The sequence below is a fragment of the Sneathiella sp. HT1-7 genome (assembly GCF_020731145.1).
Taxonomy (GTDB): Bacteria; Pseudomonadota; Alphaproteobacteria; order Sneathiellales; family Sneathiellaceae; genus Sneathiella.
The window spans coordinates 197,308-223,866 of sequence record NZ_JAJFZN010000003.1 but is presented as its reverse complement, the minus strand read 5'-3'; the positions used below and the strand labels follow the sequence as shown (position 1 = coordinate 223,866).

Annotated in this window: 23 protein-coding genes; 7 read left to right on the top strand and 16 right to left on the bottom strand. The window is 53.2% G+C overall.

Annotated elements, in window-relative coordinates:
• The first annotated feature begins 20 nt into the window (after positions 1–20).
• The 3 genes from LKE13_RS10775 to LKE13_RS10765 are packed head-to-tail and all read left to right on the top strand — an operon-like array spanning position 21 to position 4,625.
• Complete coding sequence (locus LKE13_RS10775; protein ID WP_227951164.1) at positions 21–1,112, top strand: NAD(P)H-dependent flavin oxidoreductase; 1,092 nt, start codon at positions 21–23, stop codon at positions 1,110–1,112.
• Between the two features lie 40 nt (positions 1,113–1,152).
• Positions 1,153–2,328, top strand: a complete 1,176-nt coding sequence (locus tag LKE13_RS10770) for an acyl-CoA dehydrogenase family protein (RefSeq protein WP_227951162.1) — start codon at positions 1,153–1,155, stop codon at positions 2,326–2,328.
• A 59-nt stretch (positions 2,329–2,387) separates the two neighbouring features.
• On the top strand, positions 2,388–4,625 hold the full coding sequence (locus LKE13_RS10765) for an arylsulfatase (RefSeq protein WP_227951160.1): 2,238 nt from the start codon (positions 2,388–2,390) through the stop codon (positions 4,623–4,625).
• A gap of 19 nt (positions 4,626–4,644) precedes the next feature.
• Here LKE13_RS10765 and LKE13_RS10760 read toward each other — a convergent pair whose 3' ends face one another.
• A complete protein-coding gene (locus tag LKE13_RS10760) occupies positions 4,645–6,279 on the bottom strand; it encodes an acyl-CoA synthetase (RefSeq protein ID WP_227951158.1) in 1,635 nt (544 codons plus the stop codon).
• Between the two features lie 74 nt (positions 6,280–6,353).
• Positions 6,354–7,178, bottom strand: coding sequence for an enoyl-CoA hydratase/isomerase family protein (locus LKE13_RS10755; RefSeq protein WP_227951156.1), 825 nt, complete (start codon positions 7,176–7,178; stop codon positions 6,354–6,356).
• Between the two features lie 208 nt (positions 7,179–7,386).
• Between LKE13_RS10755 and LKE13_RS10750 the strand changes: the two genes are divergently transcribed.
• The 3 genes from LKE13_RS10750 (at position 7,387) to LKE13_RS10740 (ending at position 11,146) form a co-directional block, all read left to right on the top strand.
• The gene (locus LKE13_RS10750) at positions 7,387–8,397 is read left to right on the top strand and encodes a lipid A deacylase LpxR family protein (RefSeq protein WP_227951153.1); all 1,011 of its coding nucleotides are present in this window, start codon (positions 7,387–7,389) and stop codon (positions 8,395–8,397) included.
• Positions 8,398–8,536: 139 nt separating this feature from the next.
• A complete protein-coding gene (locus LKE13_RS10745; protein ID WP_415776527.1) occupies positions 8,537–10,045 on the top strand; it encodes an aldehyde dehydrogenase family protein in 1,509 nt (502 codons plus the stop codon).
• Between the two features lie 15 nt (positions 10,046–10,060).
• Positions 10,061–11,146, top strand: a complete 1,086-nt coding sequence (locus tag LKE13_RS10740; protein ID WP_227951149.1) for a saccharopine dehydrogenase — start codon at positions 10,061–10,063, stop codon at positions 11,144–11,146.
• A gap of 78 nt (positions 11,147–11,224) precedes the next feature.
• On the opposite strand, the gene LKE13_RS10735 is transcribed toward LKE13_RS10740, so the two are convergent.
• The 14 genes from LKE13_RS10735 to hemP form a co-directional block, all read right to left on the bottom strand.
• Complete coding sequence (locus LKE13_RS10735) at positions 11,225–12,970, bottom strand: AMP-binding protein (protein WP_227951147.1); 1,746 nt, start codon at positions 12,968–12,970, stop codon at positions 11,225–11,227.
• A 115-nt stretch (positions 12,971–13,085) separates the two neighbouring features.
• Positions 13,086–13,979, bottom strand: coding sequence for an alpha/beta fold hydrolase (locus LKE13_RS10730; protein WP_227951145.1), 894 nt, complete (start codon positions 13,977–13,979; stop codon positions 13,086–13,088).
• Between the two features lie 91 nt (positions 13,980–14,070).
• Complete coding sequence (locus tag LKE13_RS10725) at positions 14,071–15,174, bottom strand: cis-3-hydroxy-L-proline dehydratase (protein ID WP_227951142.1); 1,104 nt, start codon at positions 15,172–15,174, stop codon at positions 14,071–14,073.
• 10 nt (positions 15,175–15,184) lie between these two features.
• Positions 15,185–16,186, bottom strand: a complete 1,002-nt coding sequence (locus LKE13_RS10720; RefSeq protein WP_227951140.1) for a 4-hydroxyproline epimerase — start codon at positions 16,184–16,186, stop codon at positions 15,185–15,187.
• Positions 16,187–16,195: 9 nt separating this feature from the next.
• Positions 16,196–17,455, bottom strand: coding sequence for an NAD(P)/FAD-dependent oxidoreductase (locus LKE13_RS10715; protein WP_227951138.1), 1,260 nt, complete (start codon positions 17,453–17,455; stop codon positions 16,196–16,198).
• 88 nt (positions 17,456–17,543) lie between these two features.
• The gene (locus LKE13_RS10710; protein ID WP_227951136.1) at positions 17,544–18,308 is read right to left on the bottom strand and encodes a heme ABC transporter ATP-binding protein; all 765 of its coding nucleotides are present in this window, start codon (positions 18,306–18,308) and stop codon (positions 17,544–17,546) included.
• Positions 18,305–19,348, bottom strand: coding sequence for a FecCD family ABC transporter permease (locus LKE13_RS10705; protein WP_227951134.1), 1,044 nt, complete (start codon positions 19,346–19,348; stop codon positions 18,305–18,307). Before LKE13_RS10705 ends, LKE13_RS10710 begins: the two co-directional genes overlap by 4 nt.
• A complete protein-coding gene (locus LKE13_RS10700) occupies positions 19,345–20,178 on the bottom strand; it encodes a heme/hemin ABC transporter substrate-binding protein (protein WP_227951132.1) in 834 nt (277 codons plus the stop codon). Before LKE13_RS10700 ends, LKE13_RS10705 begins: the two co-directional genes overlap by 4 nt.
• A complete protein-coding gene (locus tag LKE13_RS10695; protein ID WP_227951129.1) occupies positions 20,175–20,606 on the bottom strand; it encodes an ExbD/TolR family protein in 432 nt (143 codons plus the stop codon). The genes LKE13_RS10700 and LKE13_RS10695 overlap by 4 nt, the downstream gene beginning before the upstream one ends.
• The gene (locus LKE13_RS10690) at positions 20,603–21,211 is read right to left on the bottom strand and encodes a MotA/TolQ/ExbB proton channel family protein (RefSeq protein WP_227951120.1); all 609 of its coding nucleotides are present in this window, start codon (positions 21,209–21,211) and stop codon (positions 20,603–20,605) included. The genes LKE13_RS10695 and LKE13_RS10690 overlap by 4 nt, the downstream gene beginning before the upstream one ends.
• The gene (locus LKE13_RS10685; protein WP_227951118.1) at positions 21,201–22,292 is read right to left on the bottom strand and encodes a hemin-degrading factor; all 1,092 of its coding nucleotides are present in this window, start codon (positions 22,290–22,292) and stop codon (positions 21,201–21,203) included. The genes LKE13_RS10690 and LKE13_RS10685 overlap by 11 nt, the downstream gene beginning before the upstream one ends.
• Before the next feature lie 15 nt (positions 22,293–22,307).
• On the bottom strand, positions 22,308–23,171 hold the full coding sequence (locus LKE13_RS10680) for an energy transducer TonB (RefSeq protein ID WP_227951116.1): 864 nt from the start codon (positions 23,169–23,171) through the stop codon (positions 22,308–22,310).
• Entirely contained in the window at positions 23,165–25,201 is a 2,037-nt protein-coding gene (locus tag LKE13_RS10675; protein WP_227951114.1) for a TonB-dependent hemoglobin/transferrin/lactoferrin family receptor, read from the bottom strand. The genes LKE13_RS10680 and LKE13_RS10675 overlap by 7 nt, the downstream gene beginning before the upstream one ends.
• A gap of 83 nt (positions 25,202–25,284) precedes the next feature.
• Entirely contained in the window at positions 25,285–25,458 is a 174-nt protein-coding gene (gene hemP / locus LKE13_RS10670) for a hemin uptake protein HemP (protein ID WP_227951113.1), read from the bottom strand.
• Positions 25,459–25,764: 306 nt separating this feature from the next.
• Between hemP and LKE13_RS10665 the strand changes: the two genes are divergently transcribed.
• Positions 25,765–26,541, top strand: coding sequence for an SDR family NAD(P)-dependent oxidoreductase (locus LKE13_RS10665; RefSeq protein WP_227951110.1), 777 nt, complete (start codon positions 25,765–25,767; stop codon positions 26,539–26,541).
• Positions 26,542–26,559 lie beyond the last annotated feature (18 nt).

Below are 26,559 nucleotides of genomic sequence, written 5' to 3'. Positions count from 1 at the left end.
ATAAAAAGAAGGAAAAGATCATGGCCTTGACGTCACCGTTATGCGAGAAAATGGGAATTCGTTATCCGATCTTCGGTCTCGCCCACAATATTGACGTCATGGTGGCTCTGGGGAAAGCGGGTGGATATCCCGTTTTCGGTGCCGCGCGAAGCATGCCGGACGAAATTGCAGACATTGCCAGAATAATGAAAGAAGAACTTGGCGATCTGCCCTTCGGTATTGACCTGATGTTGCCATCGACTGTCGGCGACGATACCGACCGAGACGGAACTAAGACCAACCTGCCCGAGGAACATAAAAAATTTATTCAGGATCTAACGGGAAAATACAAGGTTCCGCCCGCTACGAAACCAACCTTCTTTTCCTCACAAATCCGATCGCAACAATTGTTTGAGGAACAGTTGGCAGCAACCCTTGAATCCGATGCACACAGTTTTGCCTCCGCCGTTGGCATGCCTCCAGAAATGATCAAAAAAGCAAAGAGCTACGGAAAGATCACTTTCTCCCTCGTCGGAGCGCCGCGCCATGCAGAAAAGGCGAAGGCAGCAGACGTAGACGTCATTGTTGCGCAAGGCTACGACGCAGGCGGTCATACAGGCCCAATCGGAACTTTCTCCCTCGTCCCGCAGGTTGTTGACGTCGCTGGGGATATCCCTGTTCTGGCAGCCGGCGGCGTGGGTCATGGACGGCATATCGCGGCTTCATTCGGCCTCGGCGCGCAAGGAGTATGGCTCGGTACTGCGTGGCTCGCCTCAAAGGAACATGCGCTTTGCGACGCGCTTTTGAACAAGCTGCTCAAAGCGAACAGTCTGGACACCACCATCTCCCTCAGCCATAGCGGAAAGTCCTGCCGTCTTATAAAGTCCGCCTGGTCCGAGGAATGGGATCAACCGGGTGCACCCAAGCCCCTCAAAATGCCCTTTCAACAGGTGCTCACGGCGGACATCATTGCCGGCATAGACGAGCATGAGATTGAACCGCTGATCTATGAGGCAACGGGCCAGAGCATTGCCTGGTTCAATGAACTCATGTCCGTTGAAGAAATTGTGCAGCGGCTCGTTTCCGAAAGCAATGCGGCACTCTCCAATATGAGAGACCTATTGGCCAACTGATCAGCCCCCGACTGCCATTATATTCAAAAGAGACAAACACATGATCCGCGATAAAGAACAACTAGAAAAACAACGCCTTGATGTCCGGGAATGGGTGGAAAAAGTCGCCATTCCAAACGAAGACAGGGTGGCGGAACTCAACGAGGTGCCTCAGGATCTCGTTGATGACATGCAATCACGCGGCTATTTCGCCTGGGCAATCCCAGAAGAATATGGCGGGCTTGGCCTGACCACGGAAGAATTGGTGCTGATGGCATTTGAGCTTTCCTACTGCTCAGTTGCCTATCGCGCCCGCGTTGGCTCAAATACCGGGATCGGTAGCGAGTCCCTCATCGTCGATGGGACGGAAGAGCAAAAGCGGAAATACCTTCCTAAACTGGCCGCCGGTGAAATTGTTGGCTGTTTTGCGCTCACCGAAAGGGAGGCCGGCTCTCAGGCCACGGCACTGACCACAACGGCCATCAAAAAAGGTAACCACTATGTCATGAACGGTTCAAAAGCGTTCATCACCAATGCGCCGATTTCAGATCTATTCACGGTTTTCGCACGGACGGATCCTGACGATGACAGCCATCGCGGCATCAGTGCCTTTCTGGTGGATAAGGACACGCCCGGCCTAACCGTTGGCCCGGCCTATAAAATGATGGGGCAGTCCGGCTCCCCCGTTTCAGAAGTTCATTTCGAGAATTGTGAGATCACACCTGATCGACTTTTGGGCGAAGAAGAAGGTGTTGGCTTCAAGACCGCGATGAAGGCACTCAACAAACAGCGTATTCATCTTTCCGCCCTTAGCACCGGACCGGCGATGCGAATGCTGGATGATGCGGCAAAATATTCCTTGGAAAGAAAACAGTTTGGACATCCTATTGGCGATTTTCAGCTCGTCCAGGCAATGATTGCTGACAGCCATGTGGATGTTGCGGCCGCGCGAACTTTAATCCTTGATACCGCGCGCAAACGTGACGAAGGGATCGATATCACTCTGGAAGCCTCCATGTGTAAATATTTTGCGACGGAGATGTGCGGTCGGATCGCGGACCGGGCCGTCCAGATATTTGGCGGGTCCGGCTATGTCGCGGATTACAGCAGTATTGAGCGGTTCTACCGCGATGTTCGGCTGTTCCGGCTGTATGAAGGAACCAGCCAGATCCATCAGCTCAATATCGCCCGTAAAACCCTTGATCAGATTGGGAAGACAGGCACAGTGCGGATTTAACGTCTATCCGTACGGAAAAACTATAATAAAGAACGCGCAAAGCGAGAGGGAGTAGTTCAATGGAAGAGTATAAGCCTTTTTGGCCGGAACCCGCAAAAGCACCGGATGGCGCACCGAACATTCTTGTGGTTCTCTTTGATGATGTGGGTTTTTCCGATTTTGGCTGTTACGGCTCGCCTATCAAAACCCCGACTATCGACAAACTCGCCGAAAAAGGCGTCCGATATACCGGATTTCATACGACAGCTATGTGCTCAACCACTCGCGCGGCACTCCTGACCGGACGGAATCATCATTCTGTCGGTGTCGGCTGCCTTGCCAATTTCGACAGCGGATATCCCGGCTATCGTGGCAAAATCGCAAAAACCGCCGGAACTCTCGCCGAGATGCTGCGCCCGAACGGCTATCGCAACTATATGATCGGAAAATGGCATGTAAACCCGCTCAACGAAAGTGGACCGACCGGCCCCTTCGATGGCTGGCCCCTGAGCCGCGGGTTTGATCGCTTCTACGGGTTTCTGGATGCTGAGACCGATCAATACGCCCCGGAACTGGTGCGGGATAACACCCATATTGATATACCGGGCACATATGCCAGTGGATATCACCTTACCGAGGATCTTGTGGATCAGTCTATCCGTATGCTCGCCGATCATCAGGCGGGCGCGGAAAAGACGCCCTGGCTTCTCTGGTGCGCCTTCGGCGCCTGTCATGCCCCCCATCAGGCGCCGAAGGATATTATTAAAAGCTATGACCCGATGTTTGAGGGCGGCTGGGATAAAGAGCGTGAACAACGCCTCGCCCGCCAGAAAGAACTCGGGATCGTCCCTGAAAACACCGAAATGCCGCCCCGCAATGACGGCGTCAAGGCGTGGGATGAACATACCGAGGACGAACGGCGTCTCTATACGCGGCTGCAGTCGGCCTACGCCGGTATGCTCGATCACACGGACCAGCATATTGCGCGGATTGTTGAATTTCTGGAAGAAACCGGCCAGATGGACAACACTCTGATCCTTATTCTCTCTGATAACGGCGCGAGTCAGGAAGGCGGGCGCAATGGGCTGGTCAATGCGATGGGACCGTTTAACCTGCGCCCAGAGCCAATGGAAGAGAAACTCGCTCGGATTGAAGATATCGGCGGGCCCGACACCCATACAAACTTTCCACATGGCTGGGCTATGGCTGCGAATTCTCCGCTGAAACGCTATAAACAAAACACCCATGGCGGCGGCATCCGCGATCCATTGATTATCAGTTGGCCGAAAGGTCTTCCCGCGCGCGGAGAGTTGCGGCATCAGTTTGCCCATTGCTCCGACGTGGTGCCGACCCTCCTCGATATTCTGGATATCGAAGCGCCAGACACCATCAACGGCGTAAAGCAACAACCAATTGAAGGACAGAGCTTCAAGGACAGTTTGTTCAAGCCGGAGGCACCCTCCCGCGACAAACCGCAGTATTTCGAAATGTTCGGACATCGCGGAATCTGGCAGGATGGCTGGAAAGCGGTGGCCTTTCATCCCATGGGAACACCGTTTGAGAATGATACCTGGGAGCTCTATAACCTCGACGAAGATTTCTCCGAAAGCCGGAACCTCGCCGACGAGCACCCGGAACGGCTGGAAAAAATGATCGAAAGCTGGTGGGAAGAGGCAAAAAACAATCAGGTCCTCCCGCTGGATGACCGCTTCGCACCTCGTTTTGCAGAAAATGCTGAACGGTTGCAGGGCGACCGAAATATTGCGATTTTCCATCGTGGTGTTGGTCATATTCCCTCAGATGTTGCGCCGGACCTCCGCAGCCGCGATTACCGGATTGAGGCGGACGCAGATATTCTGAACGAGGCAAGCAACGGTGTCTTGATCGCCCATGGCGATACAACGTCAGGCTACAGCTTGTTCATGAAAGACGGTTATCTGGTGCATGATCTTAATATTGGCGGGGAACATGTGGTTGTCACATCCGGCAAGAAAGTTGCGCCCGGTCGCCGCCTGCTCGGTCTCCGGGTTGAACGCCTGACTAAAGAAGAAAAGCCGCGCATGGGCAAAGGTATGGGACGGAGCCGTTATACACTCACTATTGACGGGGAAGACGCCGGATCAGTCGAAAGTCACCTCGGATTCTTTATGCTCATTTCTTGGTCCGGCCTCGATATCGGGCGGGATCGCGGAAATCCGGTCGGTGATTACGCGTCGCCGTTTGAATTTGACGGTTTCTTACGCAAGGTCACAGTCCATATGGATACGCAAACCCTCGACGGCGAAGGTGTTGGCAAAGCGGAGATGGCGCGGGAATAACCTGCGCCATCCCAATGCCCTAGCCTCCTTCGCGTAGCTCCACCCGGCGGATCTTGCCAGAGATCGTCTTCGGCAGACTTTCCACGAACTCAACCTGCCGGGGATATTTATAGGGTGCCGTCAGATTTTTGCAGAAATCCTGTATATCGGTCATAAGGTCCGGACCTGCTTTTTCCGGGTTCTTTAGAATGATATAGGCTTTGACCAGTTGTCCCCGCATCTCATCGGGAATGCCAATTACTGCACTCTCAACCACTTCCGGATGCTCCAGCAGTGCGCTTTCCACCTCGAACGGGCTAATCCGGTAGGCACCGGAACTGATCAAGTCATCTGCCCGCCCCTCAAACCAGATATAACCATCGGCGTCACGTCTTGCCGTATCCCCGGTAAAGTACCATCCATGACGGAATGACCCGGTATCCGGTTCGCCGCCGGTGTAATAACCATCGAACAGGCCAGGTGGCCAGCCTCCATCGTCTGTTCGGATCGCAATATGGCCCACCTCCCCATCCGGCTGGCGATTGCCGTCGTCATCGATGATGTCGATGTCAAACCCCGGAACCGGCTTGCCCATGGAGCCAAATCGCGGCTCCATTCCCGGAAAGTTTCCAACGATATTGATGGTTTCCGTCTGACCATAGCCATCGGCGATAACATTGCCGGTATGTTCCTGCCAATAGCGGATGACTTCCGGGTTAAGTGGCTCCCCGGCACCCAAGGAACGGCGCATCGTGTCCAGGTTATATCCGCTTAGATCATGTTGGGCGAACAGACGATAAACAGTTGGCGGGGCGCAGAAGGTAGAAACCCCCAACCGTTCAATCATTTTCAGATGAAAATCAACATCAAACGCCCCTTCCCCATCATAGAGGACCACTTTAGCACCGGCCAGCAACGGCGGAAACAGCAACCCCCAAGCCGCCTTCGCCCAGCCTGTATCTGTTAGAGTCCAGTGTACATCACCTTCTTTCAAATCCATCCAGAAGAGCGCCGTCGCTACATGGGCCAGCGCATAGCCAAAATCCCGCGGAACCATTTTCGGCATGGACGTCGTGCCAGAGGTGAAATAGGCCATCATCATATCGGAGGCCACCGTTGATGGCGCGTCCTTACGATCCAGCATTGGCGACGCATTCGCAACAAGCTCATCGAACGACAGCCAGCCCGGGTGCGTGCCGCCCACAACGATAAAATGCTCCAGGGTCGGGCATTCATCCCGTACCGCCTCCACCTTCTCACAATGCTCCGGCGTGACAACCACAAAGCGCGCCTTGGATCGCTGCACCCGATAGGCGATATCCTTGGCGGTCAAAAGGTTGGTCCCCGGCATCGAGATAGCCCCGACCTTCATGCAGGCGAACAAAACCGTATACCATTCCGGAATTCGGCCAATGACCATACAGCCAAAATCGCCTTTCGTAATGCCAAGAGACAGAAATGCATTCGCAAGGCGCGCTGACTGCTCCGCATAATCTGAATAGGTGATTTCCTTTATCGTCTCGCCATCACGGGATACCGCGATAACGGCAACACCGTCCTTACCCTCTCCCCGCTTGTCGATAACGTCATAAGCAAAATTAAAATCATTTGGAATATCAATGCGATAATCCTTAACCGCAGAAACATAATCGCGGTTGAACTGACCCAAATCCATCGTCACCTCCCATACTGACGTTGTCTTAGTTTTTATATTTCTCGGCGCAGCTTATCTTATTGCGTGCGCTTGTCTCAATTTCTTTTAAGCTGCGCAAGTGCCGGATCGCGTATATCGCGCTCCCCCGCCGCCATCTTACGCATTTCCTCCAGCCCTCGTTCATCAACCATCAAATCGCAGAAAAGCGTCCGTTCTCTCGCGAAGCCGTCTTCAGCGGAACGATTATTCACACCTTGGATCAAGTCCTTGATATGGCTGACAGCACGCGGCGAGCGGGACGCCAGAAGCGCTGCAACCTCAAGCGCTTTCTCAAGAACATTTTCTTTCACACAGTAACTTGCAAGACCCAGGTCCGTGGCCTCTCGCGGGGTCATTGTCCGCCCAAGTAGCATTAAGTCCAGCGCCTTTGCCTTGCCGACAAGTCCAGTTAGCCTTTGCGTGCCGCCCGCGCCCGGTAATATGCCAAGGTTAACCTCGGGCAACCCCAAATCATAGGGACCGTCTTTCACAATCCGAATATCACAGGCAAGCGCAAGTTCGAAGCCACCGCCCATTGCGCTGCCGTTGATTACTGCGATAAAAGGCTTGCCCATGGCTTCTATACGCCGATAGCATTTATGAATCAGGGATTCCGGCACTGGTCGGGTTGGATCGAACTTAAGGCCGCGCTCTGCCATTGCCTTACTCCTCTCATACAGCACTCCGACGTCATAATGGCGAATAAAAACATCATTATCCGCACCGGTAATAATCACGACCCGTATTTCGGGATCCACCTCAACTTCCGTCAGCGCGGCATCAAGCTCACTTTCCGTCTCGCCATCCATAAATCCCAGCGGCGGATTGCTGAAACGGATGATCCCGATATTATCCTGCCGGTCGATTGTGAGTTGAGCCATTCCCTGTCCCTTCATTTTCTTGTTTTGATTAATTTTAGGCGATTTGTGTCACCCTGTTATTTTTACAACAGTATAGAGCAATAAAAGGTAACAGAACGACCAAAATAGCCAGACGCGATCTCTGCACGTGACAAAGCATTGGCGCTTCGCTAAATAATCGCATCTAAGTGGACAAATTCTCACCATTATCTTTGGATAAGAGCAGCGGATGAAATCGCTCCGAACCGTCATAGTCGCCCTTGTTCTGCTGTTATTGCCAGCCACGCAAGTGCTTGCCAACGAGGCTGCCGAGGCCGATGAAGAAGAATCCGGTACATTTACGTTCGTGCTTGAAAATGATTTGTTCTTCGGAATCGACAGGGACTATACAAATGGCGTGCAACTTGCGTGGATGTCAGAGCCAGACTATGCACCTCAATGGGCTTTGAAGGCGGCGCGGCTTCTCCCTTTTTTCCCGGACAACGGCAAAGTTCGATCGACCTATGCCATTGGGCAAAATATGTATACGCCCAATGATATCTCCGATACGAACCCGCCGCTGGACGAGAGGCCCTATGCGGGCTGGCTTTACGGTGCCGTCGGAATCGTTGTCGAAACAGGAGAAAAGCAGCTTGATCAATTGCAATTGCAACTTGGCATGGTCGGGCCTGCATCTTTTGCAGAACAATCACAGAAATTTGTTCATAAAATCGTCAATTCTCCAGAACCACAGGGTTGGGACACCCAACTCAAGAATGAGCCTGGGCTGGTCCTAACCTATCAACGGAGTTGGCGCGCTCTCGGCTCGACGGAAATCAAAGGATTTTCAATTGACGCAACACCGCATATCGGCGGCGCGCTTGGCAATATATACACCTACGCCAATGCTGGCGCGACACTGCGATTTGGCTGGAATCTGCCCAACGATTATGGCCCTCCTCGTATCCAGCCAGGCCTTCCCGGCTCCGGCTTTTTCGAACAACAGGACGATATCGGTTTGTACTTTTTTGCCGGACTGGACGCGCGGGCAGTTGCACGCAATATCTTCCTTGATGGCAACACATGGGCCGACAGCCGCAGCGTAGATAAAGAACCCTTCGTCGCCGATGCACAAGTCGGCGTGGCATTCACGGTAAAATCCGCACGCCTCGCTTTCACCCATGTCTTCCGGTCTCGCGAATACAAGGGCCAGGCGAGCAGTGACGAGTTCGGCGCGGTTAGTCTATCTGTCCCCTTCTAGACCAAGTGTCATTTCGAAAATCTTCCGCGGCAGTTTTCTTGCCCTTTAAACTCATGCCAATAAGCGATAGAAGTAATTCCAACAGAGCGATGTAATGATCGCCAGAAGCTGGCTGATTGCAAAAGAAGGAATAGATGCGATGCATATGGCTGAAGAAACCACCCAAATTCTCACGCGGCTCGGGGTTGCCAAGACAGCCTATACAGGCGGCGGCCTTATTGTTACGAGTCCTTTGACAGGGGAAGAGATAGCGGCGGTCCCGGCCAACAATCCGGCTGACGTTGCTGCGGCAATCAAGCAGGCGAAGGCCGCCTTTTCGATCTGGCGTACAGTGCCCGCTCCCCGCCGCGGCGAACTCGTCCGGCTGCTTGGAGAGGAATTGCGCGCGTCGAAGCATGACCTCGGTCGGCTGGTTTCCCTAGAAGCTGGAAAAATCCCCTCTGAAGGGGATGGCGAAGTTCAGGAAATGATCGATATTTGCGATTTTGCCGTTGGCCTCTCCCGTCAGCTTTACGGCCTGACCATCGCCACGGAACGCCCGGGTCACCGGATGATGGAACAATGGCATCCGCTCGGCCCGGTAGGCGTTATTTCCGCTTTTAACTTCCCCGTTGCGGTCTGGTCATGGAATACGACCCTCGCCCTTGTCTGCGGGAACCCGGTTATTTGGAAGCCTTCCGAAAAAGCACCACTGACTGCGCTTGCCTGCAAGGAAATCATGGCCCGCGCCCTGGAACGTTTTGGTGATGCACCCGAGGGGCTTCTTGCCGTTGTCAACGGAACAGGCGATATTGGCTCAGCATTAGTGGAAAGCCCCGATATTGCGCTAATCTCCGCCACGGGCTCGACACGGATGGGCCGGATTGTTGGCCCCAAGGTGGCAGAACGGTTTGGCCGCGTCATTCTGGAATTAGGCGGGAATAACGCCGGTATCGTCGCACCAAGCGCGGATATCGATATGACACTGCGGGCTGTTGCCTTTGGTGCCATGGGAACAGCAGGACAACGCTGCACCACGTTGCGGCGCCTGTTCGTGCATTCCTCTGTTTATGACAAACTGGTGCCGGGCCTCAAGAAAGCTTATCAGACCGTTTCAGTCGGGAATCCTCTGACGACTGATGCACTCGTCGGGCCGCTTATTGACAAGCAAGCATTTGACCAGATGCAGAAAGCCCTTACCGCCGCGAAGAACGCTGGTGGAAAGGTAACAGGAGGCGAACGGATCGAGGATGGCCATGCAAATGCCTATTATGCCCGCCCGGCGTTGGTTGAAATGCCCGCGCATGAAGGCGTCGTGCTTGAGGAGACCTTCGCGCCGATCCTCTATGTGATGAAATATGATGATCTTGAAGACGCCATTGCCACGCATAACGCGGTGGGGGCGGGTCTTTCCTCCTGCATCTTCACGCTTGATATTCAGGAAGCAGAACTGTTCCTGAGCGCGGCGGGGTCCGATTGCGGCATTGCCAACGTAAATATCGCGACTTCGGGCGCGGAAATTGGTGGCGCCTTTGGCGGGGAGAAGGAAACCGGCGGCGGCCGCGAAAGTGGATCGGATGCCTGGAAAAGTTATATGCGGCGTGCAACCAACACGATCAACTATTCCAAAGAACTCCCTCTTGCCCAAGGGGTTTCTTTTGATATTTGAGAAAAAGAGAAAAATATGACGCATCTTTGGGTTCGTGCAGAGCAGCGCGAAAATGAACAACGGGTCGGTATTACGCCAGACGGCGTCCGCTCCTTATTGTCCGCCGAATTTCGGGTAACGGTAGAGGAAAGCAGTAGTCGCGCCATCCCCATCTCCGCCTATCGTGCCACCGGCTGTGAGATTGCCGCAGAAGGAAGCTGGGCCGACGCGCCCGCCGATGCAATCATATTTGGCCTCAAGGAACTACCCACGGCAACGACGCCACTTCCCCATCGGCATATCATGTTCGGCCATGCCTTTAAGGGGCAGACCGATGGGCCCGCCCTTCTCCGACGGTTCAAGGAGGGAGGAGGCAAACTCTATGATCTGGAGTACCTGACCGATGAGGCGGGCCGCCGCGTCGCCGCCTTCGGCTATTGGGCTGGATTTGCAGGCGCGGCCATTGCGCTGTTGGTCTGGACAGCAGAGCAAATCGGCAAGGGCCCCGGCCCCAGTAAAATAGATGTCTACGCCGGACGCGACGCACTGATCAGTGAATTGAGGGAAAGCCTTACGCACGCGCTTGATGCTGGCGGTAAAAAACCCAATGCGATCGTTATCGGTGCCCTTGGCCGGGTTGGCAAAGGCGCAAGCGACTGCTTCGAAGCGCTTGGTCTAAAGGTAACAAAATGGGATATCGCGGAAACTGCCCATGGTGGACCTTACCCCGAAATTCTAGAACATGATATATTTGTAAACTGTATTCTAGCGCAGGAAGGCGTTCCCGTTTTCGTGTCCAAATCTGCTCTGACTGCGCCGCGCCATCTTTCGGTGATTGCCGATGTCTCCTGCGATCCCAGCAGTCCCTATAATCCAATCCCAATCTATGATCATGCCACATCCTTTGATGATCCAGTTATTCGGATAAGCGACGGAACTCCCCCCCTCGATGTAATGGCAATCGATAATCTCCCTTCCATGCTCCCCATGGAAAGCAGCGAGGACTATGCCGCCCAACTTCTTCCGTCACTCCTCGCACTCGACCAAATTGAGAACGGAGTATGGGGTAGAGCTGTATGTATTTTTGAAAAAAAGATGTCAGAAATAAATTCATATGAATAGTATTAATTATTTAATATCAATATATTAACATGATTATATAATCTAATGCACTAATTCTAATTAAATTAATTTAACCGGTTAATTTTCTATATTAAGGATCTCAATCATTTCATCACGCATAATGAATTTCTGCGGCTTACCGGTGACAGTCATCGGAAGCTCAGGAACGAACCGCACATGGCGCGGCACCTTGTAATGGGCAATTTGATCCTTGCAGTAGGCCTTAACCCCCTCTTCATCTAGAGTTGAGCCCTCGCGCACAACAATCCAGGAGCAAACCTCTTCGCCGAATTTCTCATTCGGCACACCGAAGACCTGCACTTCCTGAATATCCGAATGAGTGAAGAGGAACTCTTCTATCTCCCGCGGATAGATATTTTCGCCGCCGCGAATGATCATGTCTTTCAGGCGGCCTACGATCTCGCAATATCCCTCCGCATCAAGGACGGCAAGATCACCCGTACGCATCCACCCGCCATCAACGATCGCCTCCCCTGTTTTTTCCTCGTCATCCCAATAGCCGCGCATCACGGAATAGCCACGCGTCCAGAGTTCGCCTTGCGCACCAACTGGAACATCTGCGCCGTTTTCATCGACGATTCGAACCTCCACATGCGGATGAATACGGCCAACTGTAGAGACCCGTTTCTCGAGCGGATCGTCAACACCGCTTTGGAAGGAAACGGGAGAAGTCTCCGTCATGCCATAGCAAATAGTGACTTCCGACATATGCATATGATCAATCACCTTTTTCATCACTTCAATCGGACAAGGTGCGCCTGCCATCACGCCAGTACGCAGGCTGGAAAGATCGAGTTCCGCAACAAGTGGATGATCAACCATGGCGACAAACATTGTCGGAACCCCGTAAAGCGCCGTGCAACGCGCAGTTGCCGCGGCTTGCAGAGTTTCCACCGGATCAAATGCTTCGCCGGGAAAGACCATTGCCGCGCCTGTACTGACACAGCCCAAGGAACCCATCACCATCCCGAAACAATGATAAAGCGGTACTGGGATACAGAGCCGGTCCTCCTCGGTAAAGTTCATGCGCCCGACGACATGGGCTGCGTTATTGACGATATTATAGTGAGTCAATGTCGCTCCCTTGGGCGCGCCAGTTGTTCCAGAGGTAAACTGGATATTGATCGGATCATCGGACGCCAGGCTATCCGTAATCGTATCGAGTTCGGCCCGCTCCTTATCACTTGCCAGCCCTGCGATATCGGAAAACGCATACATTCCCGCGCCGGGGTTATCGTGTATGCCGATAACAATCTTGAGTGCCGGCAGCTTCGCGGCATTTAGTTGCCCGGGCTCGGAGTTTTCAAGCTCCGGCGCCAGCGTCCGGATCATCTTGAGATAATCTGACGTCTTGAACTTATCCGCCGCAATTAACGCCTTGCAGCCCGATTTATTGAGTGCGTATTCCAGCTCTGATAGGCGATAGGCCGGATTAATATTCACAAGGATCAGCCCGATCCGCGCCGTCGCATATTGAGTCAGGATCCATTCGAGATTATTGGGCGACCATATCCCGATACGATCGCCAGTTTCCAGTCCAAGCGCGAGAAGTCCGGCCGCCAGTGCATCCACTTTCCGGTCAAATTCAGCATATGTAAGAGTAAGATTCTGCTGCGGAAAGATGAGCGCCGCACGCGTGCCATATTTCGCAACTGTTTCTTTCAACATCTGGGGAATAGTCTGCCGCCGAAGCGCGCTTGTTCTTTCCCCTGCCACATAAGACCGATCCTTGACCGGTGCTATAACCGACTGAAACTGATCCCGCGCACTGTCTACAGCCTGAGTATCCTGCACAGTTGACATAATATCCTCCCCATTCATGTCTCTGTTTTCAGGAAGTTTACGTCAATAGATCCAGCTTGTCACATCAACTGTCGACCCGGCGAATAATTGCGAGTTATTCGCCGGACTAGATCTATTAGGCTGCTCTTTTTGCGTTCTTTAAGATTGCCTCAACCATGGCCGTGACGGCCTCGTCCGGAATGTCATGCGCCATTCCATCTATCACAATCATCTCGGTGCCGGGGATTGTGTTTTTCACATCTTCCGCGCAGCCAAGCGGAACGAGCGGGTCTTCCCGTCCGTGAATAACAAGTACTGGCGCGGTTATTTCGGATAAATGCGCCACTCTGCTATCACCCGAGGCCAGGCTCGCCAGAAGATGGCGCCCGTTCCCTTCAGGGTAGTAGGACCGCTCAAAAAGGGCGACGGCGCGTTCTGCCAAAATCTTTTCATCCACAGGGAAGGCCGGGCTTCCGATGATCTTTGCCGTCGCGATCGCATCCTCCACCGCGCCTTCCCGTGTACCGGCGGGGTTACGCGGCTGACTGAGCCATTTCGCGGCCACCTCAGTTGGGCGGGGCAATCCACGCCGGCCGGACGTCGCCATGACCGAGATCAGAGATTTCACACATTCAGGCCGTCGATAGGCCAAAGTTTGCGCGATAGCGCCGCCGTTTGAACTTCCAAGGATATGTGCCTTTCCAACCCCAATCGCCGCGATCAGTTCAGCGGCATCATCGGCCATATCCTCCAACGTATAGGGAGCTGAAACTTTTTCCTTTGCCCGCGCCTGAGCAAAGGCCGCAGGAATATCCGCTGGTCCCCAGTCATCAAATTTAGTGGACAGTCCGGCATCGCGGTTATCATAGGAAATGACATGAAATCCTGCTTCAACCAGCGCCTCGATAAAAGTTTCATTCCAGGAGGTGAGCTGCACTCCAACTCCACCAACAAGGACAATCGGGTCGCCCGAGGCATCACCCCGTGTTTCATATTCAATTTCGATACCGTTTGCGGAAATTTTTGACATTTCTTCTCTTCTTTCTATCGGTCTGTGGCCTTGCAAGGTTCCTTTGAAATCAGTTTTACGCGCTTAACGTAGAACAGCGCAAGCGAACTCATCAGGATATGGTTAGGACTGGCTCTCCAAGTACGTCAAAATCCGGCGTTATGCTAAGACCAGGCACATCAGACGCTGTCATCCGGCCATTAACTCTTTGAGGCGATCCTTCGGCAATTGTCACTGTGCCATAGGAATTGAAATCTGTGGCCGAGAAGCAGAACTCCTCAGGCGTTGACCGTGCAAGATGAGCAATAGCCGCAGTCGTAATGTCGCCGCCCCATGTATCCTCAATCGTCATGGGGATGCCGGAGGCGATACAAAGATCACGCATCAGCCGTGCCCGCGTCAGGCCACCTACTTTTGAAATCTTGAGATTGATGACATCCATGGCATCTTCAGCAATCCCCCGCACCAGAACACCGGGACCGTCAATTACCTCATCCAGCACGAAGGGAAGCGCCGTGCGCCGACGGATCGAGACTGACTCCTCATAGGTCATGCAGGGCTGTTCGATATAAACATCCAGATCAGCGACCGCACTGACAACACGCGCCGCCTCGTGACGGGTCCAGCCAGTATTGGCGTCTGCCACCAGTATATCACTTTTCTTCAGGATAGCGCGTGTGGCATGGATACGATCGATATCCTCATTCGCGTCACCCCCGACTTTAAGCTGGAACTTCGTGTATCCTTCTGCGCTGTAGCCCTCTATCTTCGCGGCCATTTGCTCCGGGCTTTCCTGCGAGATGGCCCGGTAAAGTGCCACATCCTCCTGCATCGCCCCGCCGAGGAGCATATAGACAGGCTGTCCTGCTGCCTTTCCGAGAATATCCCAGCAGGCGATATCAATTGGTGCCTTCGCGTAAGGATGCCCCCTCAGGCTGCTGTCCATAACCCGGTTGATTTCATGGAGGGCAAGCGGGTTCTGTCCGATCAGATGTGGCCCTATTTCTGCGAGACCAGCGCGCACTCCCTTCGCGTAGGATGGCAGATAGGTCGACCCTAATGGGCAGCATTCGGCATAACCGGTTATGCCCTCATCCGTTTCGATGGCAACGACGGTGCTATCAAACACCTCAACGAAATTGCCATTGGACCAGCTATAGCGCCCCTCTTTCAAGGGCAGATCCACCTGCCAGGCTTTGATCGCGGTTATTTTCATGCTTTTCTCCTTATCTCACGACAAACCCGTGGGCAAACGGATCCCGCTCATCAATGATGATCCTATTGTATCCTGTCACGCGCGCCCAGCCCCCGATGGACGGGATAATCGCATCGATGTTTGCGACTCTAACTTCCCCCTCCACACGACCATTAAAGAGGGAACCGATAATGCTCTCGTGAACAAAGTCGTCACCAATTGCCAGGTCCCCGCGCGCGCGCCATTGCGCCATACGGGCCGAGGTGCCTGTACCGCAAGGGGAGCGATCAATCGCCTTGTCGCCATAGAAGACCGCATTCCTTGCCGTTGCACCCGCTACCGTCGGCCTGCCCGTCCACATAATATGGGTGAGACCTTTTATGTCCGGTTGCTCGGGGTGTACAAAATCATACTTTTCATTAAGCGCCGCGCGCAAGCCCGGACTCCATCGGATCAGGTCCGCCACGGAATAATCGGCCATATCTGTGAAATTCGCCTGCGGTTCAACGATCGCATAGAAATTACCGCCATAGGCCACTTCGACAACCAGCTCCCCTAGCATGGGGCAGGTTGCGCTCAATCCTTGCGCATAGAGAAAAGACGGCACATTGATAATCCGCACTTCCTCTAAATATTTTCCTTCCATACGATATTCCGCGACGACTTTCCCCGCCGGGGTATCAAGGGTAAGTCTTCCAGGCGTTCTCGGGATGACCAACCCCTCCTCTATCGCGATGGTGACGGTGCCGATGGTGCCATGGCCGCACATGGGCAGACAGCCCGAGGTTTCAATAAAAAGGACGGCAATGTCGCAGTCATCGCGAGTGGAGGGATAAAGGATCGTTCCCGACATCTGGTCATGACCGCGCGGTTCATACATCAGGCCTGTGCGGATCCAGTCGAAATCCCGCATAAAATGCGCGCGGCGGGCGAGCATGGTCTCGCCCTTAAGGTTCGGCCCGCCTGAAGTGACGACCCGCACCGGATTGCCGCAGGTATGCCCATCTATGCATTGGAATATATGTTGTGTCATTCGCAGACCTTAAAAGCGCCGGGGACTATAGGGCAAGAGATCAATATCATTCTTTATCCCCATCACCAGATCCGCCACCAGCTTGGCGGTTCCCGCCGATTGGGTCAAACCAAGATGGCCGTGCCCGAAAGCATAGGTGATGCGGCGGGACCGACTAGCAGGGCCGATAACGGGGATCGAATCCGGCAGGCTGGGCCGGAAACCCATCCACTGCCGTCCGCCCTCGATTTTAAGACCGGGAAGGAACCCCTTCGCCTTGTTGAGCAGAGCATCCGCCCGCCGATAGTTTGGCGGCAGCTTCAGCCCGCCCAGTTCCACCGCACCGCCAACGCGAATACCGCTCGATAGCGGGGTCACCACAAATCCATGCTCCTCGAACGAAAGCTGCCGGTTAAGATCAAACGCCCCTATCGGAAGCGTCGTGTTATATCCCCGCTCCGTCTCCAGCGGGATATGATCGCCAACAGTGCGGGCAAGGTGGTGCGACCAGGCTCCTGCTGAAACCACTACATGATCCGCCGATAACTCTGTTCCATCCTTCAGGCGCACGGAAACGCCCTCCGCCCCGTGCTTGAGCGCCACGGCCTCCGCGATGTCAATCTTGCCGCCTCTTGATTTGAAGAATTCGCCAAGCTGGACTGTATAATCCTTCGGATCGGAAATGCCATACCAGTCATTCGTCGCGATGGCCGCGACAAATCGTTTGTTGATTCCCGGCTGATATTCCGCAATCTGATCTGGGTCCGTTAGCGCCGTGAATTCAGTCCCCCGCTCGCCCCTTGCGTGCCAGACAGGCAAATTCTCCTCAAATGATTTGCGATGTTCATAAAGCTGTAAATTACCGTGCTGGCGCAGCATATTATGGGTGCCCGTCTGCTCCATGAAAGGAATAAGCCGGTCGCGGGACACTGTCATCAGTGTCGTGAGCGCCTCTATCCCCCGTCTCACCTGCTCGGGCCGGCTCGCGCTTAAGAAGCGAAACATCCAGGGGAGAATCTGAAGGGCGTAGGGAAGCGGAACGGAGAGCGGGCCCAGCGGATCCAAAAACCATTTCGGCGCTTTCCGGATAATACCGGGAGAAGCAACAGGCGACGCATCGGAAAAGGCAAAAGCGCCGGCATTACCTTGGGACGCACCCGCCGCGACACCGGCTTTATCCAGCACTGTCACCTTTGCGCCCTTCTCCTGCAATTCAATGGCCGATGTGATGCCGATGATCCCAGCACCGATCACTATAATATCTGGAATATTTACTGCTTGCCCTGACATCTCGCCCTTCCCCTTGCCGATCCGTAACGACGGCAAGGCATGTTAATCCAAAGGCGGCCGTCTCAAAAGCAGAGAATGTGAGGATGGGCTAACCGGCAAGATCCATGCCGAACCTCATCGCGGCATATTTCTTCGGCAGATCAAATATGTCGGAAATGGTATCGGCGGTGATTAACTTTTTCGACTCTCCGCCACCTTGAATCCACCCTTCCCGGATGAAAAAGCAACGATCCGTACAGTGATGGGCGAGATTGAGGTCGTGCATAACTATGATAACCGTGAGATTCTTCTCGCGACAGAGCTTTTGTACCAGATCCATTAACTGATGCTGGTGTTTTAAATCCAATGCCGACGTCGGTTCGTCCAAAAAGAGACAAGCCTCCTCCTGCTCCCATATCTGCGACAGCACCCGCGCAAACTGGACCCGCTGCTGCTCACCGCCGGAAAGGCTCGGGTAGGATCGATCCCGGAGATGCCAGGCATCTACGAGAGTAAGCGCCTCATCGGCAATCTCCGCATTTGAGGCGGTTGTCTTTTCGAGCGAATAGGGATTGCGGCCCATTACCACGACTTCATGCGCGGTGAATGGAAAGCTAATGGGGTTTGCTTGCGAGAGAACGGCACGGCGACGTGACAGCTCCGTCAGGGAATAGTGCCGCAAATCCTTTCCATCCAGGGATACCCGGCCCTCATCCGGCTTAAGCGCCCCTGTCAGGCATTTCAACAACGTCGATTTCCCTGCGCCATTTGGGCCCAGGATCGCCGTTACATCACCAGGCCTGAAGGTCGCATACACATACGCGAGGATTCTCTGCCCACCAATGGAATAGACTATGTTTTCCGCGTCAATCACAGGCCAAACCTTCCTGAAAATTGCTTCATCAACAGCCAAAGGAAGAACGGTCCGCCTATCATACTGGTCAAAATACCAACTGGCATCTCCGCAGGCGCAACAACTGTGCGCGCAACAGTATCGGCGAGCAAAAGCAGGATCGCCCCTAAAAAGGCCGATGCCGGAATCAAAAGCCGATGATCTGGCCCGAGCGTCAAGCGGATCAAATGAGGCACCACAAGACCAACAAACCCGATGATCCCACTAACAGAAATTGCCGCACCAACTGACAGCGCCGTGCAGATGATGATCCTTCGTTTCAACCGCTCAACATCAACGCCGAGATACCGCGCCTCACTCTCCCCGAGCAACAGCACATTGAGCTCTCGCGCATTCTTTACAAGGATCAGGGCAGACGGAATAATAATTGTCGCGGCAACAATAACGGACACCCACAAAGCACCACCGAGGCTACCCATGGTCCAGAAAGTCAAGGTCCTGAGTTGCTGATCATCGCTCAGGAATGTCAGGAACCCGACACCGGCCGCAGACAGGGCATTTATCGCAATACCGGTGAGCAACATATAGGTGACAGAAAACGTCCCGGTCAGCTTGGCAAATCGGAAAATCACGAAACAGGCGCCGAGTGCTCCACCAAAGGCAGCAATGCTCATGGCATAAAGCCCGAAATATCCGACAATTGGCCCTGCCAACACAATGACAATGGCAACGGCTAATGCCGCACTCGTCGAAATACCGATTAAACCCGGATCAGCAAGAGGATTGCGAAACAGCCCTTGCATTGCGGCACCGGATACGGCTAATGCACCGCCGACAATGACCGCTAAAACGACGCGCGGCAATCTGATGGAGTTCAGAACGGCCAACTGTTGATCTGCCAGACTACCCCCGAGAATATCAGAGAGCGGAATTGAAACTGCTCCGATCGAGGCAGAGACCAAGGCAACGGCCAGCAGCAGAAGGCCTAGCAAAGGCAGTGCCGAGAATTTTATCCGTTTCAGGAAAAACGGCGTGCAGACCGCTTTGTCAAGCAAGCTCATTGACGGTTCAACTGTCTGTTAAGTTCGAGGGCAGCCTCGGCCGTCCGCGGTCCGAAGCCGAGCAGCAAAAGGGCGTCCATCGCTACAATCCGCCCATTCTTTGCCGCTGGCGTAAGCGACACTCCCGGAGCCGCCAAAAGCGACGCTTTGCCCCCCGACTGTTCAAGCCCCTGAGTAGTAACCAGCAATACATCAGGCGCTAAGCTCGTTGCCGCTTCCGGTGACAAGGGTTTATATCCTTCATATCCCGTAACGGCATTTGTGGCACCGGCCAGCTTGATAATGCTGTCCGCCGCGGTTCTTGATCCTGCAACCATCTGAGCTCCGCCACTATGCTGCAAAATAAATATTACCGATTTGGATTCCTGCCCGGCGGCGTTAGCTTCTTTCAATTCGACTTCAGCTTTGTTGATGCCGGCAATCAATTCGGCACCCTTTTCTCGCTTATCCAATGTTTCTGCAAGAATTTCGATGTTTTCCTTCACATCCCCGATCGACCGACCGGCCTTGAGTACCAGCAGGGAAACACCGGCAGATTTTAACTGCTCAAGTACAGTTGGTGGGCCTGATTCTTCAGACAGTATAACAAGATCCGGGTTTAGCGAGAGAACGCCCTCCGCACTCAGTTCGCGCATATATCCGACCTTGGGCGCCGAGGCGGCGGCCGGAGGATAATAGCTTGTCGTATCGCTGCCAACGACAAGCCCCCCGGCGTCCAGCGCATAGATTGTTTCCGTAATTGCGCCCCCGACGGAGATGATCCTTTTCGGTGCCTCGGCATGGGCTGCCGCAGAGATGAAAACGCAGAGTACTAATAAAATTCTGATCATTGATTGGTTTCTTTTTGCATTAGAATATTGGCGGCCTCTATCCCCTGCGACTGCAGGTATGTCAGCACTTTAAGCAGTTTTTCGATTGAAATCTGGCGATCCCCGGCGACAATGATCTCATGATCGGAATGAGCAGCCCGACTTTCCTTGATCGCTTCTTTTAGCTCGCCAAAATGAGTGAACTCCTGACCATCAAGTGCGTAAGAGCTTTCCCGAATTTCAAGCATGATGTGCCGAGGTTCATTCAACTGTTCCAATTCCTCCTCTACGGCGGAGGGAAGCTGCAGATCAAGCGAACGCATAACTGTTCCGACCGTCAGCAAGAAGAACACGAGAAGAATAAACAGGATATCCAGCATCGGTGTCAGATCAGGCGCCAGCTCCCGCAAGGTTCCCCCGTGCGGATCTTCGGACTGAAGTGTGATCATGACCGGCGCGCCTCTGCGTTCAGAGTAACAACTTCAGATGCAGGCTCGTTCTTCGCCATTTCGAAAGAAAGCGACAGACGATTTAGCTCCAGGCAAAAGCGCTCCAGTTGGCGATCACTGAACGCACTGAAGAAATGCGCCATAAGAAGTGCAGGCAGTGCAATCATCAGACCCGCTGCTGTGGTCAACATCGCCTCCCACAACCCATCTGCGATCAACGCAGGCGAAACTGGCCCTGTCTGCACAGAAATCACCTTAAACGCGGCAATAATCCCGAGAATAGTACCCAGCAGACCTATGATCGGGCTGATCATACCAATCAGCCGTAACATCTTGATCCCACTGTAATAGGGACGCCGGAAATCATTCAGCGTCACCCCAACGAGTTCATCCCGTACAGCTTTTGGATGGTTCCTGTTCGCCCGCAAGTAATCGGCCAACCGCTCATAATGTGCCTTTGCCTTGATCGCCGCCCGAACGGTAAATACAAGCCGCTCCAACCCGACCGCAACAGCCAGAACAGAGCATATGGCAAGCGGCCAAGCCATCAATCCCATTTGGAAAAACCAGTCAGGAAGTATGAATGAAAGCCACTCAGGCAACATTCGATACCTCCTTGCGTGGCAGGCTATCGACAATTTCGCTCCATTCTGTCAGCTCCGGCACGCCGGGTTTCCGCTTGCCGAAGAAGGTCACTATGAGTTCGTTGTTCTTATCGAAAACTTCAACGGCCGTGATAATGCCATCGACAGAGGGCTTCTTTGTTACCCAGCTATGGCTGATTCCGCCCTCATCCAGATGCAGATTAAATTTGGGGTCGAGGACATTGCACCATCCCCCCGCCTCTACCAGCTTGTTCACAGGACCAGTGTGTATTTGGATACAGCCTTTGCTTCCGACAAAGACCATAATTTCACATTGACGGTCCCGCGAAAGTTCGAGTACGAGCCGTGCAGCACTGTTATCAAGTTCCGCAGCGAAATCCGTTCCGATTTTCTTCAAAGCCTGGACGCGGCCCACTTTGAATTTCCGGAGCATCGGAAAAAAGTCATGCGTATCTTTCAGTTTTTCCCAGGCGGAACGGAAACCTTCCCAGTCAATTTCTGAATCCGGGCGTTCTTCCGGTTTTGGTTTTGTGCCTTCAATTTCGATTGACGTATTTTGTTCAGCGTGGCGATGCATTGCAACCAGATCATCATAGGCGGCCTCGTCAGAATGGTTAGTCAGATAGATTTTGTGGATAGCATCACCGGCGCCATCAAAAAACTGCAGGCTTTTACGAACACCCGCTTTCCCGGTTTCTGTTACGGCAAAGCCATGTTTCCATTGCCCCATAAACAGACGAAGATCAATATCGGGATTGACAAACAAGCCCGTCGTCATGGGACCATGCTTAAAGAAGCTTGGGTTTTCATAGATGCCTTTCCGCTCATGAACACAATGCTCATTACGGGTCAGCGCCATCACCTCTCCAAGAGAGACCACAGACTTCAGGATTGCTTCGGCGTTATCGCTAAGGCGGGTAGCAACCGTTCCGACACGCGCCGCCACTAGCTGGCCTTCAGAAATACCCATTTCATTGGCCGCATTCCGCGCGCGCATTCCTTTTTCCTGGCTAAGCCGCTCATACTCTGCTCTGATTTCTTCCGGTGTCAGCTTTGTCGCTGTTTGAACTGATTCACTCATTGTCATTTCTGGCTCCTAATGGATAACAAAATTCACGGGAACACGAACCCAACTGACCACGGCATTCCCGTCGACACTAGTTGGTTCGAATTTCCATTTCTTAACGGCCGCCATGGCCGCCATATCAAGCAGGCGATGCCCGGAGGACTTGGCAATTTTTAGATCCCGCGGTGTGCCGCTTGGCAAAACTTCCGCATGCAACGTGACTGTTCCTTGGTGCCCAAGATCAAGCGCACGGCGCGGATAGGATGGCGGGACCTGATGGCGATAACGCGCCTCATGAATGACGGTCGAGTTGTCTTCTCCAATGCCTTTGCTGGTATCCGGGAGCGTGGCAACAACCTTGGGCTCCGGCGCAGGTCGAGGCTCCGGCTTGGCGACAACCTTTCTCACAATTTTCTTCTCCGGGATTTTCTCAACAATCTCCGGAACGATCTTTGCCATCTCGATCGGGGGAACCGCCTTGGTCTCGATGGGCGGTTCAAGCACCACGGCAGGCCGAACCATAGGACGCGGAACCGGCTGGGCTTTCGCTTCCTTTACAGGTTCGGCCTTCGGTTGCGGCAGCTTGGGAATAACCGCAACCTTCTCCGGTGCAAAGGGGGTTGTGACAACAGGCTTGACACGAACCGCCTCTGGTGGTGGAGGTGGTGGTACCTTTACAGGCTCCACCTTGCTTTCAACCGGCGGACTTGAGACCGCCGGACGAGCCAGCGTCATCAAATTCACCTTCAGAATTGGAATATCGTAAATTGGCTCGATTTTTGGTATCGGGTGGACCTGCGTCAAGAGAATGGCGTTCGCACAGACGGACAGGCCAAGAAAGACAACCCATTTCTTGCCCCAATCTGTCGGTTGTGCGAACGCCGCCCCTACCATTTATAGGCTACCCTGACATTATAGCTGCGCCCTTCTTCAAGAAGACCGGCGAAAGCTGTTGTGTAAGCTTTATCAAGAACGTTCGATACTCCGAGATCGACAGTGAGGGTATCGAGACCTTTCTCGCTCGGCGCCCAGCGATAGTAAACGTCATAGACGGAGTATCCCGCGGTCGGCACCTGTGAACTGGACACATTATCATTGGCGGCTGCAAATCGTCCGCGCAGACCGAAAATGCTATCAATTTCATCGGCGCTGTAAGCAACATCAGCAACCAGTGTCAGCGGTAGATTGTTGGAGAGATACTCCCCCGTGTCCTTGTTTTCCGCCTCAACATAGGAAAGGCCGAGTTTTGTCGTCACCGGATGAAGATTATACTGCGCGTCAACCTCGAAACCAGATAGCCGGGCATTCGGGATATTGACATATTGTGTCGTTCCGCCTGCGGTATTCACCACCTGCGTGATAAAATCATCTCCTTCACTGATGAACCAGGAACCCTTTACGGCGACCTTGTCATTGTCCGCGACGACATTATCGAAGTTTATGCCAGCACCAACTTCAAAAGTGACAACGGTTTCCGGCCGGAGGTCCGGATTTGGAACAAAGAAGTTAGCCGGAAAAAACGGGGGGACTGCAGGGAAATGCTGCCCCGACGCATACATTTCGGTGAGGTTTGGTGCGCGGAAGGCTTGCGCAAGACTACCAAAGAACATCACATTATCGTTTGGCAGATAGCTCGCCGATATTTTCGGAGAGACCTTATGTTCACTTTGGGAATTACCAGCATTGTCACTGCTGCGGTAGGCATCAAACCGTGCCGCCGGAATGATCAGGAAGCGACCCGCAGACGTCTTCAAATCGATTTCGTCCTGCAGATAAACCCCGTAATTAGTGGCATCCGCGTTTGGAACACCCGGACGCGTGCCACCCCCGGTTATGGTACCCGTCTGATCGTCATGGTACACTTCCAAGCCATAAGACAATGTATGCTTCTGCGTCTCGCTCGCCGTGAGCACCGTCTGATTGTCGGCCGTGAAGCCGATGGTATCCATGTCACGTGTTTGCACACGACCCAAATTTGTTCCCGAGATATCTTCTTCGCGAACTTCGGTGGTGTTGTAATAGAGATGGAGCTTCGGGTTCAGCCAGCTATTACCTGGATCTTCAAATGCATACTTCAATCCGAACTGGTTATCATTAACCCGCTTATCGACAACCGGGTTAGAAACCGTAATGGCGCCGCCACCATTATTCGGCTCCTGTCCATCATTGTGAAGACCCTGATAAATAAACTGCAGGCTGTTGAAGTCGTTAAAGCTATAACCAATCTTGAAGGTACCCGAAACGAGGTTGTCTTCGGAAATAAGCTTATTGCCGTCACCCTGCTCGATATCACCGGAATTGCGAAGCGCGGCGATTCCGATGACATCCAATGCCCCCGTCCGACCGTAAGCAGAGACAACCGGAGAATATTCCTTGTTCGCCGTCCGGTATCCCATTGAAGTATAAACACCCCAGTCCTCTCCGGGTTTCAACATGTCTGCTGCATCCTTGGTATCGAACGCAAGAACGCCGCCGATCGCGCCGCCACCATAAATTGCCGAAGAGGCACCCTTCACGATCTCCACCCGCTTGAGAAGCGAGGGGTCAACGAAAAATCGACCATCATGGGCCGCCTCGAAGTTCTGGCGACGTCCATCAATCAGGGTAATAATGGCTTCGCTATCAAATCCGCGGATAGAGACAGTCTGCCCATTCCGACGTGGCCCACCAGCCACCTCAACACCCGGTGTGAATTCAAGAAGATCTCCCGTATCCCCTGCCAATGCGTTTCCCGGCGCATCTGTATCAATATTCGAAGTCATCGCCGGCACCTCAAACGAGGATTGCGGCGTGCGGGTCGCATAGACCGTCATCGCGTCAAGCGATACAGTCGGCGTTTCGTCTGCCGCTGCAACAATGGCAGGCGTCAGAAAAGTACTTGAGAGGAGCGCGCCCAGACAGGCGAGCGGCAGAGTTCGGCGCATAACAACAGCTTTCTAGTTGTATCGCGTTTGCTTGCTGCCTGGCTGCCGAATATGTCGGGTGGCTGGGTGGCGGGCTAATTGCTTTATTTTGTTAAGATCAGTTTTCCATTTCCAGTAAGCCGCAATTTGTATGAATCACCGTTGTGAGCAATCGTGAGTTCCTTGCTGGTGATAAATAATTCACCGCTCTGCAGGGTTTCATCCACAAGCATAATCATCCGCTTACTGCTTTTGCGATCGGATTGATTATCCAACATTTTTTGACCGTTCTTTTCGTATGCAATTACAATATATTGGCTTATTTCTAGGAATGATTATCAATAGCCTCGATAAGAGTCAACTTCATTTTGCGAATTATTATCAATATCAGTTAGTTGAATTCCAGAAAGACGGCCCCCGTCCTAAAAGATGGAAAATTGTTTTTTTCTATCTTTATGGTATCTCTCTGCTTAAATTACGTCAGATAAAGCTTATCCAACGTACGGCTGCCAAGAAGCATAAGCATAAAGAACAACCGTATTTTATTCTCTGAATAAGAAAATTAAGAAGGAGAAGGAACGACAATGAATCTCGATGGAACAACTGCGATTATAACAGGCGGCGCGTCCGGCCTTGGCGCAGCAACGGCGCGAAAACTTGCTAGTTTTGGCGTAAAAGTAGGAATTTTTGATCTGAACGAAGAATTGGGCGAAGCCGTTGCAACCGAAATCGACGGCGCTTTTGCAAAGGTGAATGTTACCTCAGAAGAAGATGTCGATGCCGGGTTCGCATCCATTCGCGAAAAGCTCGGCCAGGAAAGAATTCTTGTAAATTGCGCAGGAACCGGTAACGCCGTAAAAACGGCTAGCCGGGACCGGGAAACCGGCGAAATCAGGCACTTTCCGTTAGATAAATTCGAGATGATCATCCAGATCAATCTCATCGGTACCTTTCGCTGCATCGCAAAGTCGGCAGCCGGCATGATGACCCTCGACCCGATCGACGGGGAGCGTGGTGTGATTATCAATACTGCTTCCGTCGCAGCAGAGGATGGTCAGGTAGGGCAGGCCTCCTACTCCGCCTCAAAAGGCGGCGTTATCGGGATGACCCTTCCGATTGCACGCGATCTTGCGCAGGAACTCATTCGCGTCAACACAATTTTACCGGGTCTATTCAATACTCCTCTGTTGCAAGGCGCGCCTGACAAGGTGAAAGCCGCCCTTGCCGCGCAAGTTCCGAACCCGTCCCGTCTGGGGCAGCCTGAGGAATATGCCTCTCTTGCTCTTGAAATGTGCCGGAATGGATATTTTAATGGGGAAGACGTCCGCCTGGATGGCGCAATTCGTATGGCGCCACGTTAGAAACAAACAATAACAAGG